Source organism: Mycobacterium appelbergii (assembly GCF_032883035.1).
Classification (GTDB): domain Bacteria; phylum Actinomycetota; class Actinomycetes; order Mycobacteriales; family Mycobacteriaceae; genus Mycobacterium; species Mycobacterium appelbergii.
This window is the reverse complement of the sequence record NZ_JAMQTH010000001.1, coordinates 169,978-184,717: the sequence shown is the minus strand read 5'-3', so window position 1 is coordinate 184,717 and position 14,740 is coordinate 169,978. Positions and strand designations below refer to the sequence as shown.

General features: G+C 66.2%; 15 protein-coding genes. 8 read left to right on the top strand and 7 right to left on the bottom strand.

The genetic code is table 11. The annotated features are described in order from the left end of the window. Positions 1-3: 3 nt before the first annotated feature. From rpsR to rpsF, 3 genes are all read right to left on the bottom strand, one after another. Positions 4-264, bottom strand: coding sequence for a 30S ribosomal protein S18 (gene rpsR, locus M1247_RS00770; protein WP_317154347.1), 261 nt, complete (start codon positions 262-264; stop codon positions 4-6). Between the two features lie 35 nt (positions 265-299). After that, a complete protein-coding gene (locus M1247_RS00765) occupies positions 300-815 on the bottom strand; it encodes a single-stranded DNA-binding protein (protein WP_317154346.1) in 516 nt (171 codons plus the stop codon). 69 nt (positions 816-884) lie between these two features. Next, positions 885-1,175 carry a 30S ribosomal protein S6 gene (rpsF, locus tag M1247_RS00760; RefSeq protein ID WP_317154345.1) on the bottom strand — a complete coding sequence of 97 codons (291 nt, stop codon included), beginning with the start codon at positions 1,173-1,175 and terminating at the stop codon, positions 885-887. Positions 1,176-1,462: 287 nt separating this feature from the next. Between rpsF and M1247_RS00755 the strand changes: the two genes are divergently transcribed. Continuing rightward, complete coding sequence (locus M1247_RS00755; protein WP_317154344.1) at positions 1,463-1,957, top strand: hypothetical protein; 495 nt, start codon at positions 1,463-1,465, stop codon at positions 1,955-1,957. Here M1247_RS00755 and M1247_RS00750 read toward each other — a convergent pair. Genes M1247_RS00750 through M1247_RS00740 form a run of 3 tightly spaced genes read right to left on the bottom strand, consistent with a single transcriptional unit; the run spans position 1,923 to position 6,452 of the window. After that, a complete protein-coding gene (locus tag M1247_RS00750) occupies positions 1,923-3,572 on the bottom strand; it encodes a glycosyltransferase family 87 protein (protein WP_317154343.1) in 1,650 nt (549 codons plus the stop codon). The two genes, M1247_RS00755 and M1247_RS00750, sit on opposite strands and share 35 nt — an antisense overlap. After that, positions 3,569-6,028 (bottom strand): transglycosylase domain-containing protein, encoded by a 2,460-nt coding sequence (locus M1247_RS00745; protein WP_410506788.1) that lies wholly within the window; start codon positions 6,026-6,028, stop codon positions 3,569-3,571. The genes M1247_RS00750 and M1247_RS00745 overlap by 4 nt, the downstream gene beginning before the upstream one ends. Continuing rightward, on the bottom strand, positions 6,021-6,452 hold the full coding sequence (locus M1247_RS00740; protein ID WP_317154341.1) for a DUF5318 domain-containing protein: 432 nt from the start codon (positions 6,450-6,452) through the stop codon (positions 6,021-6,023). Before M1247_RS00740 ends, M1247_RS00745 begins: the two co-directional genes overlap by 8 nt. Before the next feature lie 68 nt (positions 6,453-6,520). On the opposite strand from M1247_RS00740, the gene M1247_RS00735 reads away from it, so the two are divergent. The 4 genes from M1247_RS00735 (at position 6,521) to M1247_RS00720 (ending at position 10,187) form a co-directional block, all read left to right on the top strand. Then, on the top strand, positions 6,521-7,396 hold the full coding sequence (locus tag M1247_RS00735) for a DUF1707 SHOCT-like domain-containing protein (RefSeq protein ID WP_317154340.1): 876 nt from the start codon (positions 6,521-6,523) through the stop codon (positions 7,394-7,396). Positions 7,397-7,527: 131 nt separating this feature from the next. Further along, the gene (locus M1247_RS00730; RefSeq protein WP_317154339.1) at positions 7,528-8,073 is read left to right on the top strand and encodes a PadR family transcriptional regulator; all 546 of its coding nucleotides are present in this window, start codon (positions 7,528-7,530) and stop codon (positions 8,071-8,073) included. 53 nt (positions 8,074-8,126) lie between these two features. Next, on the top strand, positions 8,127-9,206 hold the full coding sequence (locus M1247_RS00725) for an inositol-3-phosphate synthase (RefSeq protein WP_317154338.1): 1,080 nt from the start codon (positions 8,127-8,129) through the stop codon (positions 9,204-9,206). Between the two features lie 36 nt (positions 9,207-9,242). Beyond that, positions 9,243-10,187: an Rv0045c family esterase gene (locus M1247_RS00720; RefSeq protein WP_317154337.1), complete on the top strand. Its 945-nt coding sequence runs from the start codon at positions 9,243-9,245 to the stop codon at positions 10,185-10,187. Here M1247_RS00720 and M1247_RS00715 read toward each other — a convergent pair. Beyond that, a complete protein-coding gene (locus tag M1247_RS00715; protein ID WP_317154336.1) occupies positions 10,181-10,900 on the bottom strand; it encodes a class I SAM-dependent methyltransferase in 720 nt (239 codons plus the stop codon). The genes M1247_RS00720 and M1247_RS00715 overlap by 7 nt on opposite strands. Positions 10,901-11,102: 202 nt before the next feature. Here M1247_RS00715 and M1247_RS00710 point away from each other — a divergent pair, with 202 nt between their 5' ends. The 3 genes from M1247_RS00710 to M1247_RS00700 all read left to right on the top strand — a co-directional run bounded on the left by M1247_RS00710 (position 11,103) and on the right by M1247_RS00700 (position 14,731). Continuing rightward, positions 11,103-13,175, top strand: coding sequence for a PhoX family protein (locus M1247_RS00710; protein WP_317154335.1), 2,073 nt, complete (start codon positions 11,103-11,105; stop codon positions 13,173-13,175). Positions 13,176-13,194: 19 nt separating this feature from the next. Beyond that, on the top strand, positions 13,195-13,995 hold the full coding sequence (locus tag M1247_RS00705; RefSeq protein WP_317154334.1) for an LLM class F420-dependent oxidoreductase: 801 nt from the start codon (positions 13,195-13,197) through the stop codon (positions 13,993-13,995). Between the two features lie 70 nt (positions 13,996-14,065). Beyond that, entirely contained in the window at positions 14,066-14,731 is a 666-nt protein-coding gene (locus tag M1247_RS00700) for a GntR family transcriptional regulator (protein WP_317154333.1), read from the top strand. Positions 14,732-14,740 lie beyond the last annotated feature (9 nt).

The following is a 14,740-nucleotide window of genomic DNA, read 5'->3' as shown; positions in this document are numbered from 1 at the left end:
CCCCTACCGCGTCGACGAGCCGAACGGCAGCAGAGCTACCTCGCGGGCATTCTTGACGGCGACGGCGACATCGCGCTGATGCTGGACACAGTTACCCGTCACGCGGCGGGCACGGATCTTGCCGCGCTCGCTGATGTAGGTGCGCAGCAGCGCGGTGTCCTTGTAATCGATGATCTGGTTCTTGCCCTTCTTGGAGCAGAACACGCATTTGCGAGTCTTGACCGGCTTTTCCGGTGCCGGCCGTCGCTTGTTGGACTTGGCCATTGGTTATCTCTTCCTTGCGAAAATTTTGATGTTGATCAGAAGGGCGGTTCGTCGTCGGCACCACTGAACGAGCCCGACGCCGGCGCACTACCCCACGGATCGTCCTTGGGCTCGGACTGCCGCGGCGCGCTCGAGGCGCCACCGCCACCACCGCCGAAGCCGCCGCCACCACCGCCGCCGCCACTGCGGCTGGCCTTGTTGACCTTGGCCGTCGCGTAGCGCAGGGACGGACCGATCTCGTCGACCTCGACCTCGAACACCGTGCGCTTCTCACCCTCGCGGGTTTCGAACGACCGCTGCTTGAGCCGGCCGGTGACGATCACCCGTGAACCGCGGGTGAGGCTTTCGGCCACGTTCTCGGCCGCCTCCCGCCAGATGTTGCACCGAAGGAACAACGCCTCGCCGTCTTTCCACTCACCGCTCTGGCGGTCGTAGATGCGCGGTGTCGACGCAACGGTGAAGTTCGCGACGGCCGCACCGGACGGGGTGAAACGCAGTTCCGGGTCAGCGGTCAGGTTTCCGACAACAGTGATGGTGGTGTCACCAGCCACAAGATCCTCCTGGGATAGGCATGTCCGTTTGCGCGAAGCCTACGTAGCCGCGCCGACGACTTACAGCCTTTAGTGCTTGTCGGTCCGCATCACCTTGGTCCGCAGCACCGACTCGTTCAGGTTGAGCTGACGGTCGAGCTCGGACACGGTGGCCGGTTCCGCCTTGACGTCGACGACGGCGTAGATGCCCTCGGCGTGCTTGGCGATCTCGTAGGCCAGCCGGCGGCGGCCCCAGATGTCAACCTTGTCGACAGTGCCGCCGTCCTTGCGGATGACGTTGAGGAACGTCTCCAGCGAGGGAGATACGGTGCGCTCGTCAAGAGTGGGGTCGAGAATGACCATGATTTCGTATGGACGCATGAGTAACCCATCACCTCCTATGGTCGTTGCGGCCACGGCGTGTTCCGTGGCAGGAGGGTCGCCTGCGTCGGCAACCGGGCCAGGTTACAGGAAAGCGACCTGAGCTGCGAAATCCATATATAAGGTGAGCCGGTCAATCTTCGATGATCGGGGGATCTGTGAGCTATCCCAATGGGCCCTACGGTCAGGGGTTTCCCGGTCAGCAGCCTGGTTATCCGCAACAACCCGGTTATCCGCAGGGCTACCCCCAGCAACCCGGGTATCCGGGCGGCTATCAATTTCAACCGATGCCCGCACCGGTCAGCGGGACCACCGGCATCTTCGCCGGCGTCCTGGCCGGTCTCGGCGCAGTGGCCAACCTGGGCGGCGGGCTGCTCGGTTTTATCGGGCTCGCCGCTGCGGGCTTTGATACCGACACTCCGGGCATCTCCGGCGGAGTGTATGCATTGGCCATCCTCGGGCTGCTGCTGAGCGTCGTCTGCGGACTAGTGCTCCTGGCTGGGACAGTAACGTTGTTGCAACGCAAGATGATCGGCCGCTGGCTTGTTGTCGGAGGATGCGCCCTGAGCATCGTGGGCGGCCTGATCAGCCTCGGCTTGGCTGCCGCGCTCTCCAGCTATGCCGGCTTCGGCGGAAACTTCAGCGGCGCCGCGCCCACCGTGGTCGGCCTCATTTTCCCGGTCGTGACGATCGTGCTGACCTTGCTGCCGTCGACGACCGCGTGGATCCAGGCGAAACAGCGCCCGCTCACCGCTCCGTACTATCCGCCGTATCACGGCTGAGCTCAAGCGACGGTTCAGGTTCCGGCTCGGGACCGATCCGCACCCGGTCGGCTGACGGACGTAACCAGTCCGGCAGCCAGCGCGGTGGCGCGTCCGGCGCATTGTCGAACACTCCGCCGGTCGGGTCGTCGATGCGTCCCCGCCACCGCACCAGGTCCAGCTCCGGTCGGTAGATCTGACGAATCACCAACGCGCACAGGCCGATCACGGCGATATCGCGCAGCAGCACGGTGGTGGTGAACCACTCCTCGGGCAGCCCCTTGTTCTGCTCCCCGTACAGGTAGAGCATCCGCGGCACCCACACCAATGCGTCAATCGTCATCCACGCCAACAGAATCCGTCGGTGAGGCAATGCCAGCACCGCCAGGGGCACCAGCCACAGCGAGAACTGCGGGCTCCAGACCTTGTTGGTCAGCAGGAACGCCGCCACCACCAGGAACGCCAACTGCGCCACCCGCGGCCGTTTGGCCGCTGTCAGTGCGATGTAGCCGATGACGATGCAACACGCGACGAACAACGCTGCCGTCACCGAGTTCAACACCGTCGGCGGCTGCCAGAAACCCAGGTCCGGATCGAATCCACGCCACCCGGTGAACGACTTCACCACGTTGTACAGCGAATCCATGTCATCGCCGCGACGGGTGTTGAGCCGGAAGAACTCTGACCAGCCGCGGGGAAACAGCACCATGATCGGCAGGTTCACCACCACCCACGTCAGCACAGCGGCCACCACGGTTCTACCGACCTCACGCAGCCGGCCGGTACGCACCGCGAGTAACACCAGCGGCACGAGCAACAGCAGCGGATACAGCTTGATCGCCACCCCGACGCCGATCAGCGCCCCGGCGAGCGCCGGTTTTCGTTTCGCCCAGGCCAGCATGGCGCCAGCGGCCGCCGCGGTGGCCAGCGCGTCGAAGTTCGTGAACACCTGGAAGATCACCAGCGGCGAGGCCGCCACCAGTGCGGCGTCCCAGATCCGCCGCCCGGCCAGCCGGGCCGTCGCCCACAGCGTGGTCAGCCACGCGAGGGCCAGACCGAACGCCGAGATGTTGAAGAACATCACCACCTCGGCGATGACGGGTACCGACACCAGCTTGGTGATCGCGGTGTAGGTCTTGGCCAGCGACATCGACACGTACTGGTAGAGGCCGGTGAGCACCGGATACTCCATGTAGCGGATCGCCGGGCTGCCGTCGTACTGCATCCGGGGCTTGCCTGTGGCGTCGTTCTCGACCCAGCTGGACTTGTACGGAAACTTCCCGAGGTTCAACAACTCTGCGGTGTAGAGCGGGACGGTGTCGGAGTAGCACAGCTCGTAGTAGGCGCGGTTGTTCTGCCAGTTGGCGACCTGTTGACCGGCGTGGCCGGTGCCGGTGCTCTGCAGGCACGCGGCCTTCGTCGTGTAACCCAGCGCGAGGAACACCACCGCGATGATGAGCATGGCCCGCAGCGGGGTCATGAACCGTGCCCGCCCGATCAACGCGTGGCGTCCGACCGGGCCGCCGATCACCTGTGACAGCGCTGACCCCATCGGGTCGGTGCGGCTCGGTAGGTCGCGGTCGTCGGCGCTCCGTCGATCCGCAACGAGCGCCTCCGGCGATACGCGTTCTGTCACGGGGGCGGCGGTGGCCCCGGCACCTCCGGAACCAGGGGAGCTCCCGGTTCAGCCGGTGGCGGCGGTCCGATCGGCACCGTCGTCGGTGGGCCAAGCGGGATCGTGATGCCCGGCGCCACCTCCAGTGTCGGTTGGATGACTGTCTGCGAAGGCATACCCGGAGTGGTCGGTGCCCCGGGAACCGACGAGCCCTGAGACGGCGGCGGCGGAGCCTGCGGAACACCCGCGTAGCCGCCGATCTCGGTCGGTTTCGGGAAGGATTCGTTGTCGGTGCCCTTGAGCGCACCGTCCATCGTGGCTTTCCAGATGTCCGACGGCAGGCCGGAACCGTAGACCGGCGAACCCCATTGATTCACCAGGGGTTTGGTGCCGTCGGTGGTGCCCACCCACACCGCCGTCGACAACGACGGGGTGTAGCCGACCATCCAGGCATCCCGGTTGGCACCGGTGTCCCCGAGCTGGTTGGTGCCGGTCTTGGCTGCCGAGGGTCGGCCACCGGCCAGGTTGTGCCCGCGCGAGTATCCCGCGATGGGCTGCATGGCGGAGGTCACGTTGTCCGCGACCGCCTTGTCGATGCGCTGCTCGCCGTTGTCCTGCTGCGAGGCGTCGAACAGGACCTGGCCCGAGGAGTTGACGACCTTCTGCACGAAGTGCGGCTTGTGGTAGACCCCGGATGCCGCCAGGGTGGCGTATGCCGAGGCCATGTCGATCACCCTGCTCTGGTACTGACCGAGCACGACCCCGTTGTTGGGTGGGCCGCCCTTACCGTCCTCGGACAGCGTGTGCTCGACGCCGGGGAAACTCTCGGCGATACCGGCGTCGTGCGCGGCCTTCGCCACATCCTCCGGCCCGTTCTTCAGCTTGAGCATGAGCCGGTAGTAGCTGGTGTTCAGAGAGCGTTTGAGCGCCTCGGCGACCGAGCAGGTGCCGCAGCCTTCACCCTCGACGTTGCTGATGTCGATGCCGTTGACGGTCAGCGGCGAGCTGTCCACCTGATAGCCCAGCCCGATGCCCTGCTGCAGGGCCGCCACCAACGCGAACACCTTGAACGACGAGCCCGTGGGCAGGCCGGCCTGGGCGAAATCGAAACCGTTGGCGTCCGATCCGCCGTAATAGGCCTTGACCGCACCGTCGCGCGGATCGATGGACACCGCGGCCGCACGCATGTCCGGGTTCTGGCCGTCCATGTACTCCTCGACGGCATCTTCGGCGGCCTGCTGCGCGGTGGGGTCGATCGTGGTGGTGATCTGCAGGCCCTCGGTGTTCAGTGTCTGCTCACTGATGTCGAACAGGTCAAGGAGTTCCTTGGTGACCTGGCGCTCGATGAGGCCGTCGGGTCCGGTGGTCTGGTTCTCCTGGCTGGCCTGGTCGGGTGGCACCGTGGCGGGGAACACCTGCGCGGCCCGGTCACTGGGACTCAGCGCGCCGATGTCGACCATGCCGTCGAGCACCCAGTTCCATCGCTCGGCAGCGCCTTCGGGATCCACCGCGGGATCCAGCGTGGACGGCCGCTGGATGAGCGCCGCCATCAGCGCCCCCTCCGCCACGGTGAGCTGCTCGACGGGTTTGTCGAAGTAGGCCTGGGATGCCGCCGCGATGCCGTACGAGCCGCGACCGAAGTAGATGATGTTCAGATACGCCTGCATCACAGCGTCTTTGGACCACTCACCGGCCATCTTCGTCGAGATGACCAGCTCCTTGGCTTTTCGGATCAATCCGCCGACACCGGACCGCTCGTCACCCACCAACGCGTTCTTGACGTACTGCTGGGTGATGGTCGACCCGCCCTGCAGGTCACCGCCGACCAGGTTGTTCTTGATGGCCCGCAGGAATCCGGTGAACGAGAAGCCGGGATTGGTGTAGAAGTCGCGGTCCTCGGCTGCCATCACCGCGTCCCGGACATGCACCGGGATCTGGTCGATCTTGACGTCGATCCGGTTGCCTTCCGGCGGCACGATCCGCGCGATCTCGCTGCCGTCGCCGGCCAGAATGGTCGAGACCTGCGCGGTGCGGATGTCACCGGGCTCGGGGACATCGACGATCATGTACGCCATACCGAAGGTGATCAGTGGCAACAGGAGCATCGCCACGACCGCGGCGATCGACCCGCGCCGCACCCACTTCCAGTTGATCCGGAACTGACGCGACGACCCCGACGACCCGGACGGACCGGATGGTCCCGAGGGTCCTCCGCCACCCGGTGGCGGCGGGGGCGGCGGCTTGGGCGGAGGGGTGCCGTCCAGCGCGGCCTTGACGACGTCGATCGGCGCGCGCCCGCCATCACGAACGGGTGGCAGCACCGCAGTCAGACGGTCGTCCGGCGGCGTTCCCGGACGCGGCCGGGCGGGCGGCCGATTGGTGGACTGATTGGGGGGCTGTGGGCTGCGCGCGCCAAGACGACCAGCCGCGTCACGGACGTCGTCGGCCGACCGGCTATGGCGCCCTTCGTTATTCACTGGCCGTACGCGCGGACTTGCGCGTGGTCGGGGCCCGTCTCGGCTTGCGCGCTTGCGGCGGCCGAGGTGCGCCGAGCACATATGACTTGACCAGATGGTTCCAACTGCAAGTCCGGCATACCTCCACCACATGTACTGCGAATTCGTCGAAGCGGGTCGCCAACATGACCAGCTCTTCTGCGGTGCGCGCCGAACCCGACACCGGACCGAGGTGTTCTCCGAACACCCAGGACACCAGCGTCAGCTGCTCTTTGCGGCAGATCGGGCACATCACGGTGCTGGCCTTGCCATGGAACTTCGCGGCCCGCAGCAGGTACGGATTGGCATCGCAGACCTCCGAGACGCCGGTGCGCCCCGAATAGACCTCAGCCAGCAGGGACCGGCGCCGAAGCGCGTAGTCCACTACTTGTCTCTGCAATCGCACGTTGACCAGAGTACGTCGGCCCAGAAGTCACCGAGGCGCGACCGCACCGCAGCTCTTACGATCAGCGCGTGGCAGACCGGCAGATATCGCCCCAGAGAGCTACGACGCGGGCCAGGGACAGTGACCGCAATGACACCTGCAAAGTTCTCGACAGTGCGTTGAGCGAGGGTCAGCTGACCATGGAGGAGCACCGGCAGCGCGTCAGTTCCGCCACCAACGCCGCCACCCTGGGCGAGTTGGCGGGCTTGGTCGAGGACCTGCAGAACTCGAATGCCCCGGTTCAGCTGCCCTCTCTCAAGCAGGCGAAGCCGCTTCGCTCGCCGGGCACGGGCTGGGGTCTGCGGCTGGCGGCCGCGGCGGTGCTGGTCCTGCTCGGCATCGGCATCGGCTGGGGGCTCTACGGCACCACGAGCTCACCGTTGAGCCGTGCGACCGATCCGGGTGCACAGCCCGACGGCATTGCGCCCAAGGTGCTGACGCCGCCGCGGCAGCTGCAGTCGCTCGCCGGGTTCACCGGGCTGTTCGAGCAGATGCGCCAGAAGTTCGGCAGCACCATGGGCTACGAACTCGACATCCACGCCGATACCGCCTACCTGGATCGCCCCGACCCGCAGGACAACCGGCGCATGTTGGACTACGACTACCGCGGCGGCTGGGGCGATCCCGGGCATTCGACGACCACGGTCGACGCCGATGACCGGCTGGTCGACCTGTCGAAGTTCGACTACGAGAAGACGCTGGGGACCATGCGGGGCGCACCGGAAACCCTCGGGATGAAGCGGGCGGACGTCACCGACACCTGGCTGCGCCTCGGGGCCGGCGAGGATCCGGCCAACCCTGAGGCCCTCAACGTCGAGATCGTGCTCAACAGCGACTTCGGCGTCGGCCGCATCGAGCTGTATCCGGACGGCAGCACCAAGGCGATCTGGCCCGTCAATCCCTGACCCGAACCCGGGGTGACAAATGACGCACTTTGGCAACCCGCTTGTCGCTCAATATATCGGCGCGATACAGTTGCTCGACGTGTTGATCCGTCGTAGCGATCAATCAATAACCGGTCGAGGGGGTGCTATCGATGTTGGAGCTCGCCATCCTGGGTCTTCTGCTCGAAGCTCCCATGCACGGCTACGAGCTGCGTAAACGACTGACCGGTCTGTTGGGCGCGTTCCGGGCTTTCTCGTACGGGTCCCTGTATCCGGCACTGCGCCGCATGCAGATGGACGGACTCATCGTCGAGGACGCGGCTCCGGAGGGGTCGTCCAAGGTGCGCCGCGCCCGCCGGGTGTACCAACTCACCGATGCCGGCAAGCAGCGGTTCAGCGAATTGGTCGCCGACACCGGGCCGCAGAACTACTCCGACGACGGCTTCGGTGTTCACCTCGCCTTCTTCAACCGCACCCCGGCCGAGGCCAGGATGCGGATTTTGGAAGGCCGCCGCCGCCAGGTGGAAGAACGGCGGGAAGGTCTGCGCGAGGCAGTGGCGCGGGCCAGCAGTTCGTTCGACCGCTACACCCGTCAGCTTCATCAGCTGGGTTTGGAGTCCAGCGAACGCGAAGTGAAGTGGCTCAACGAATTGATCGCGGCAGAACGCACGGCGCAGGGCCGTGCCGAGCAGCCCTGACAACAACCGGGCCGTAGGCCTAGCAGTAACCGAACTGAGTAAGGAGACCTTCCATGTCTGAGCACGCAGGAGAAATCCGGGTCGCCATTGTCGGCGTCGGTAACTGCGCGTCCTCCCTGGTGCAGGGCGTGCAGTACTACCAGAACGCCGATGAGAACACCACCGTGCCGGGTCTGATGCATGTGAAGTTCGGCCCGTACCACGTGCGCGATGTGAAATTCGTCGCCGCGTTCGACGTGGACGCCAAGAAGGTCGGCTTCGACCTGTCCGAGGCCATCTTCGCCTCGGAGAACAACACCATCAAGATCGCCGACGTGCCGCCCACCAACGTGACAGTGCAGCGCGGCCCGACCCTCGACGGCATCGGCAAGTACTACGCAGACACCATCGAGGTGTGCGACAGCGAGCCGGTCGACGTGGTCAAGGCGCTCAAGGATGCGAACGTCGACGTGCTGGTGTCCTACCTGCCGGTGGGCTCCGAAGAGGCCGACAAGTTCTACGCCCAGTGCGCCATCGACGCCAAGGTCGCGTTCGTCAATGCGCTGCCGGTCTTCATCGCCTCGGACCCGGTGTGGGCCAAGAAGTTCGAAGACGCCGGTGTGCCGATCGTCGGCGACGACATCAAGAGCCAGGTCGGCGCGACGATCACCCACCGCGTGATGGCCAAGCTGTTCGAGGACCGCGGCGTGCAGCTCGACCGCACCATGCAGCTCAACGTCGGCGGCAACATGGACTTCCTGAACATGCTGGAGCGCTCGCGGCTCGAGTCGAAGAAGATCTCCAAGACCCAGGCCGTCACCTCCAACCTGCAGCGTGAGTTCAACACCAAGGACGTGCACATCGGCCCGTCCGATCACGTCGGCTGGCTCGATGACCGCAAGTGGGCCTATGTGCGCCTGGAGGGCCGCGCCTTCGGTGACGTGCCACTGAACCTGGAGTACAAGCTCGAGGTGTGGGATTCGCCGAACTCCGCAGGCGTCATCATCGACGCCGTCCGCGCCGCCAAGATCGCCAAGGATCGCGGCGTCGGTGGCCCGGTCGAGGCCGCCTCGGCCTACCTGATGAAGAGCCCGCCCAAGCAGCTGCCGGACGATGTCGCCCGCACGCAGCTGGAGACCTTCATCGACAGCTAGTTCTTTCCGGCGACTTGTGGAGTCTTGGCCGTCACGATGACGGCTAAGACTCCACAAGTCGCTTTGGGTAAGGTCCGGTTCGTGGTCCACGACGATGAATTGCCGGGTCTTGACGAATTCGCCCTGCTGCCGGAGAACGCCGAGCAGATCGGCCTCCCCGCCGGGCGTCCGCTACCCCCGGTCAGCCGCATCACCGCAGGTGCCGTGAGCGCGATCAAGTGGGGCGACACCGATCCCGAGATCGTGTTCCTGCACGGCGGCGGCCAGAACGCCCACACCTGGGACACGGTGATCCTCGGGCTCGGCGCGCCGGCGCTGGCGATCGATCTGCCCGGGCACGGTCGCTCACAGTGGCGCGAGGACGGCGATTACGGCCCCAAACTCAACGCCGAGACCCTGCGACCGCTGCTGCACAAGTGGGCGCCTGCTCCGCGGCTGATGGTCGGGATGTCTCTGGGTGGGCTGACCGCGCTACGGATCGCGGCCACCGACCCGGCGCTGGTACCCGAGTTGGTCCTGGTCGACGTGACGCCCTCGGCGCCGGAACGCCACGAGGAGATGACCAAGGCACAACTGGGCGCCGTCGCGCTGGTGCAGGGTGACCGCACCTTCCCGTCGTTCGAGGCGATGCTGGACGCGACCGTCGCCGCCTCACCGCACCGGGACCGGAACTCGTTACGACGCGGCGTGTTCCACAACTCCAAGCAACTCGACGACGGCACCTGGACCTGGCGTTACGACTCGTTCCGCAAGGGCGACGGCTTTGCGGGCCTGTGGGACGACGTGCCGGCGATCACCATGCCGACCACGCTTGTGCGCGGGGCCAACTCGTTCTTCGTCAACGACGAGGATGCCGACGCGTTTGCCAAGGGCGCGCCGGGGTTCCGGCAGACCCACGTGGTGCCCGACGCGGGCCACTCGGTCCAGGGCGACCAGCCCCTGGCGCTGGTCGAGATCCTGCGCGGCGTACTCGGTTACTGACGCCGCAGCGCCTGAACCAACGCTGACCGCAATCGCCGCGGCCGGCCCTCGAGGTCGGTCATCTCGCGCGGTACGTCGTCGTCGACGGTCACCAGATCCCACTGGTCGTCGAGCACCGCCAGCAGATCGGCGGTCGTGAAGAACACCGCGCCGGGCATGGTGACGCCGAGGACATCCGCATTCGACGGGTGATGGCCGACGATCAGCAACGTGCCACCCGGACGGACCGCCGCCGCGAGGCGGCGAAACAGGTTGGCGCGGTCGGTGATTCCGTGCAGATAGTGTGCGGAGACCAGATCGAAGGCGGCTGCCGGTGGCGTCCACACGCTGAGATCAGCCTGCCGCCAGTCGATTCGACCTACGAGATCGCCGCCGCGCTCATCGGCGCGGGCACGCCCGCGGGTCAACGCGCTCTCGACGAAATCGACCGCGGTGACGTCCCATCCGCGATCGGCCAGCCACAGCGCGTCGGTGCCCTCGCCGCAGCCCGCGTCCAGGGCCCGTCCTGCCTGCAGTTGCGTCGCGACGCCGGTCAAGGTGCGGTTCGGCGTCATAGCCATGCCGACGGAATGCACAGTGTCCCAACGCTGTTCCCAAAATTCCTGGTCGAAGGCCGGTGTCGGCAGGCCGTGTCTGCGGTGCTCATCGGTGACGTGGGCACTGACGCGTGCCTCCATCTCCGCCGAGAATGCTCGGCGGTGTTGCTCGGTCATGGTGATACCTCCTTGCCACAAGAGTGCGGACGGGTGCCAGCACTTGGCAAGCATTCTTGCCATTCCGGCAAATGGCGACGGCACCCAGCGTTGGCTTTCCATTCACCTGCTGGTGGCCGACTGCTCGTCCAGCTGCCGTAGGTTTCGGCCGGACCGACCGTCCAGCCCACGGCCGGTAACTACCGGAAGGATCCGCGCAGCTATGGCGCTTGTGCCGTTGAATCTGTTTGTCAGCCATCGTGGAACATCGTCTCGTCAGCACGTGACCTGTCGGTACCGCTGTGGTGACGCATGTTCCAAACCCGCTCCCAACACCAGTGACAACGAGTACTTCGGTGACATCGTGGCGCGGATGTCGCGTCGCTCGATGCTGCAGGCCGCCGGAGTCACCGTGCTTGCCGTCGGGGCCGGATCGGCCCTGGCAGCATGTGGAACGGGTGAGGAGCCTGCGGCGGCGCCGACCAGCTCAGACCTGCCCGCGCAGACGCCGCCGGGAATGAAGTTCGCGGCGGTGGCTCCGAATACCGAAGACGCCGTGGTGATCCCGGACGGCTACCGCCAGCAGGTGGTGATCGCCTGGGGTGATCCGGTCCTGCCCGATGCACCGGCTTTCGATGTGACCAAGCAGACCGCCGACGCCCAGCGCAAGCAGTTCGGATTCAACAACGACTTTGCTGCGCTGATGCCGATCACCGGTCAGGACAACCGGTTCCTGCTGGTGACCAACTTCGAGTACGTCACCCCGCAGTTCATGTTCCCCGGCTACGACGAGCAGGCACCCACCCGTGAACAGTTCGACATCGAGATCGCGGCCATGGGCATGGGCGTGGTCGAGGTCGAACGCGGCCGCGACGGCGCGCTGAAGCCGGTGATGGGTCGTCACAACCGCCGGATCACCGCCGACACGCCGTTCACGCTGACCGGGCCCGCCGCAGGCAGCGACTTCGCCAAAACCGCCGCCGACCCGACCGGGCGGAAGGTGGCGGGCACGTTCGCCAATTGCGCAGGCGGCGTCACCCCCTGGGGCACCGTGCTTTCCGGCGAGGAGAACTTCCACGGCTACTTCGGCGCCCGCGAAGGCAGCCCGCCGCCCAAGCCGGTGGACGCCGACCGCCTCGACCGCTACGGCATCGCGCTGGAACCGTCCGAACTGCTCTGGGAGAACTTCGATCCCCGCTTCGACCTGGCCGCATCCCCCAGCGAGGTGAACCGGTTCGGCTATGTCATCGAGGTCAACCCGTGGGATCCGGATTCCACCCCCGTCAAGCACTCCGCGCTCGGCCGGCTCAAGCATGAGGGCGCCAACGTCCACGTCGCCGACGACGGCACCGTGGTCACCTACACCGGTGACGACGAGCGCTTCGACTACATGTACAAGTTCGTCTCGGCCAACAAGATTCAGCCGGGAAACACTCCAGAGGCCTTCGCGCACAACATGACCCTGCTCGACGAGGGCACGCTGTATGTGGCGAAGCTGACCAGCGATATCCCCGCAGGCGAGATCGACGGCTCCGGCAAGTTGCCCTCGCAGGGCTCGTTCGCCGGGGCGGGCACCTGGCTTCCGTTGTTGCGCTCCGGCCCTGACGGCGCCGGGGAGTCGTTGGTCGACGGCTTCACCGCCCAGGAGGTCGCGGTGTTCACCCGGATGGCCGCCGACAAGGCGGGCGCCACCAAGATGGACCGGCCCGAGGACTTCGAGGCCAACCCGCACACCGGCAAGGTCTATGTGGCGCTGACCAACAACGACAAGCGCGGCACCGACGGCAAGGCACCCGTCGACGCGGCGAATCCCCGCAACGAGAACAAGAACGGCCAGATCCTCGAGATCACCGACGACCATGGCGGAACCACCTTCACCTGGGACCTGCTGCTGGTGTGCGGCGACCCCGCGGCGGCCGACACCTACTACGCCGGGTTCGACAAATCGAAGGTCAGCCCCATCTCGTGCCCGGACAACCTGGCGTTCGACAGCCACGGCAACCTGTGGATTTCTACCGACGGCAACGCGCTGCAGGCAAACGACGGGTTGTTCGCGGTGGCCCTCGACGGCCCCAATCGCGGTGAGACCAAACAGTTCCTCACCGTGCCGGTCGGGGCGGAGACCTGCGGTCCGGTGGTGACCGACGAGCTGGTGACCGTATGCGTGCAGCACCCCGGTGAGGGCGACGATCACAGCCTGGAGAACCCGCTGTCGCACTGGCCCGACGGTGGCGACAAACCGGCGCGGCCTGCGGTGGTCGCGGTGTGGCAGCAGAACGGGAATATCGGCGTATGACCGGACGTACGGTTGAATCGTGACCTTCCCCATTCGCATCGGCGTCCAACTGCAGCCGCAGCACTCCCCCAAATACAGCCATGTCCGCGATGCGGTACGGCGCGCCGAGGATCTCGGCGTCGACATCGCATTCAACTGGGATCACTTCTTCCCGCTCTACGGTGATCCCGACGGGGCGCACTACGAATGCTGGACCATGCTGGGCGCCTGGGCCGAACAGACCTCACGCATCGAGATCGGTGCACTGGTGAGCTGCAACTCCTACCGCAACCCTGAGCTGCTCGCGGACATGGCCCGCACCGTCGACCACATCTCCGACGGCAGGCTCATCCTCGGCATCGGATCAGGCTGGAAGCAGAAGGACTACGACGAGTACGGCTACGAGTTCGGCACCGCGGGCAGCCGTCTCGACGATCTGGCCGTCGCGCTGCCGCGCATCAAGTCGCGGCTCGCCAAGCTCAACCCGGCCCCGACGCGCGAGATCCCGATCCTGATCGGCGGACAGGGCGAACGGAAGACCCTGCGGCTGGTCGCCGAGCACGCCGACGTCTGGCATGCGTTCGTCGACCGCACCACCTACCCGGCCAAAGCGCAGGTGCTCACCGAGCACTGCGCGGCCGTCGGCCGCGACCCCGCCACCGTCGAACGGTCGGCAGGGGTCCAGGAAAGCGGCGGGCACGACGCCATGCTCGCCGAGGCCGATGCACTCGCCGAGCTGGGCGTCACCGTCCTGACGGTCGGTGTCAACGGCCCGGATTACGACCTGAGCGCCGCCGAGGCGCTGTGCCGGTGGCGCGACAGCCGCGCCGCGTCGCACTGACAGCATTCCTGGGGCAAACGCGTGAGACACTGACTCCCATCGCCATCACTGCAGGGGGTTGCACGCCAGGGTGCCGAAGAAGTATGGACTGAAGGAAAAAGACCAGGTTGTCACGCACATCATCAACCTGGTGATGACGGGCAAGCTGCGGACCGGGGACCGCATCGACCGCAACGAGATCGTCCGCGATCTCGGACTGAGCCGGGTGCCCATCCAGGAAGCCGTCGTGCAGCTCGAGCACGACGGCATCCTGTCCACCCGCTACCACCGCGGCGCGTTCGTATCCCGGTTCGACGAGGCCACCGTGGCCGAACATCACGAGCTGTACGGCATCCTCAACGGCATCGCCGCGGCCCGGTGTGCCACCAATCCGACCCCGCGCATCCTGGCCCATCTCGACGACACCCTGCGTATCCTGCGGGCGGCCAAGGACACCCGCTCCTTTCAGGAGGCCTGCTGGTCCTACCGCGACGCGATCAACGACGAGTACGCGGGCCCCCGCCTGCTGGCCACGATCCGCGCAGGTAAGAGCTTCGCGCCGTCGGAGTTCTGGATCGGCTATCCGAAGGCCAAGGTCGACTTCCTGCCCGGCTACGAGGAGGAGACCGCGGCCATCCACGCCAACGACGCCGAAGGGGCCCGCAGGGCGTGCGTCGAGCGTGCCGACGAGATGGGCCGAATCATGACCGCCGAGTTGACCCGTCGCGGTGTGTTCGGCGACTTGCGGTCGCCTTGAGTCGAAGCA

Bases quoted from the DNA above. Each gene is read 5' to 3' on its own strand.
- M1247_RS00720 (WP_317154337.1), top strand. From the start codon at position 9,243: ATGACGGCTAAGACTCCACAAGTCGCTTTGGGTAAGGTCCGGTTCGTG.
- M1247_RS00715 (WP_317154336.1), bottom strand. From the start codon at position 10,900: ATGACCGAGCAACACCGCCGAGCATTCTCGGCGGAGATGGAGGCACGC.
- rpsR (WP_317154347.1), bottom strand. From the start codon at position 264: ATGGCCAAGTCCAACAAGCGACGGCCGGCACCGGAAAAGCCGGTCAAG.
- M1247_RS00710 (WP_317154335.1), top strand. From the start codon at position 11,103: ATGGCGCTTGTGCCGTTGAATCTGTTTGTCAGCCATCGTGGAACATCG.
- M1247_RS00725 (WP_317154338.1), top strand. From the start codon at position 8,127: ATGTCTGAGCACGCAGGAGAAATCCGGGTCGCCATTGTCGGCGTCGGT.
- M1247_RS00755 (WP_317154344.1), top strand. From the start codon at position 1,463: ATGCCCGCACCGGTCAGCGGGACCACCGGCATCTTCGCCGGCGTCCTG.
- rpsF (WP_317154345.1), bottom strand. From the start codon at position 1,175: ATGCGTCCATACGAAATCATGGTCATTCTCGACCCCACTCTTGACGAG.
- M1247_RS00730 (WP_317154339.1), top strand. From the start codon at position 7,528: ATGTTGGAGCTCGCCATCCTGGGTCTTCTGCTCGAAGCTCCCATGCAC.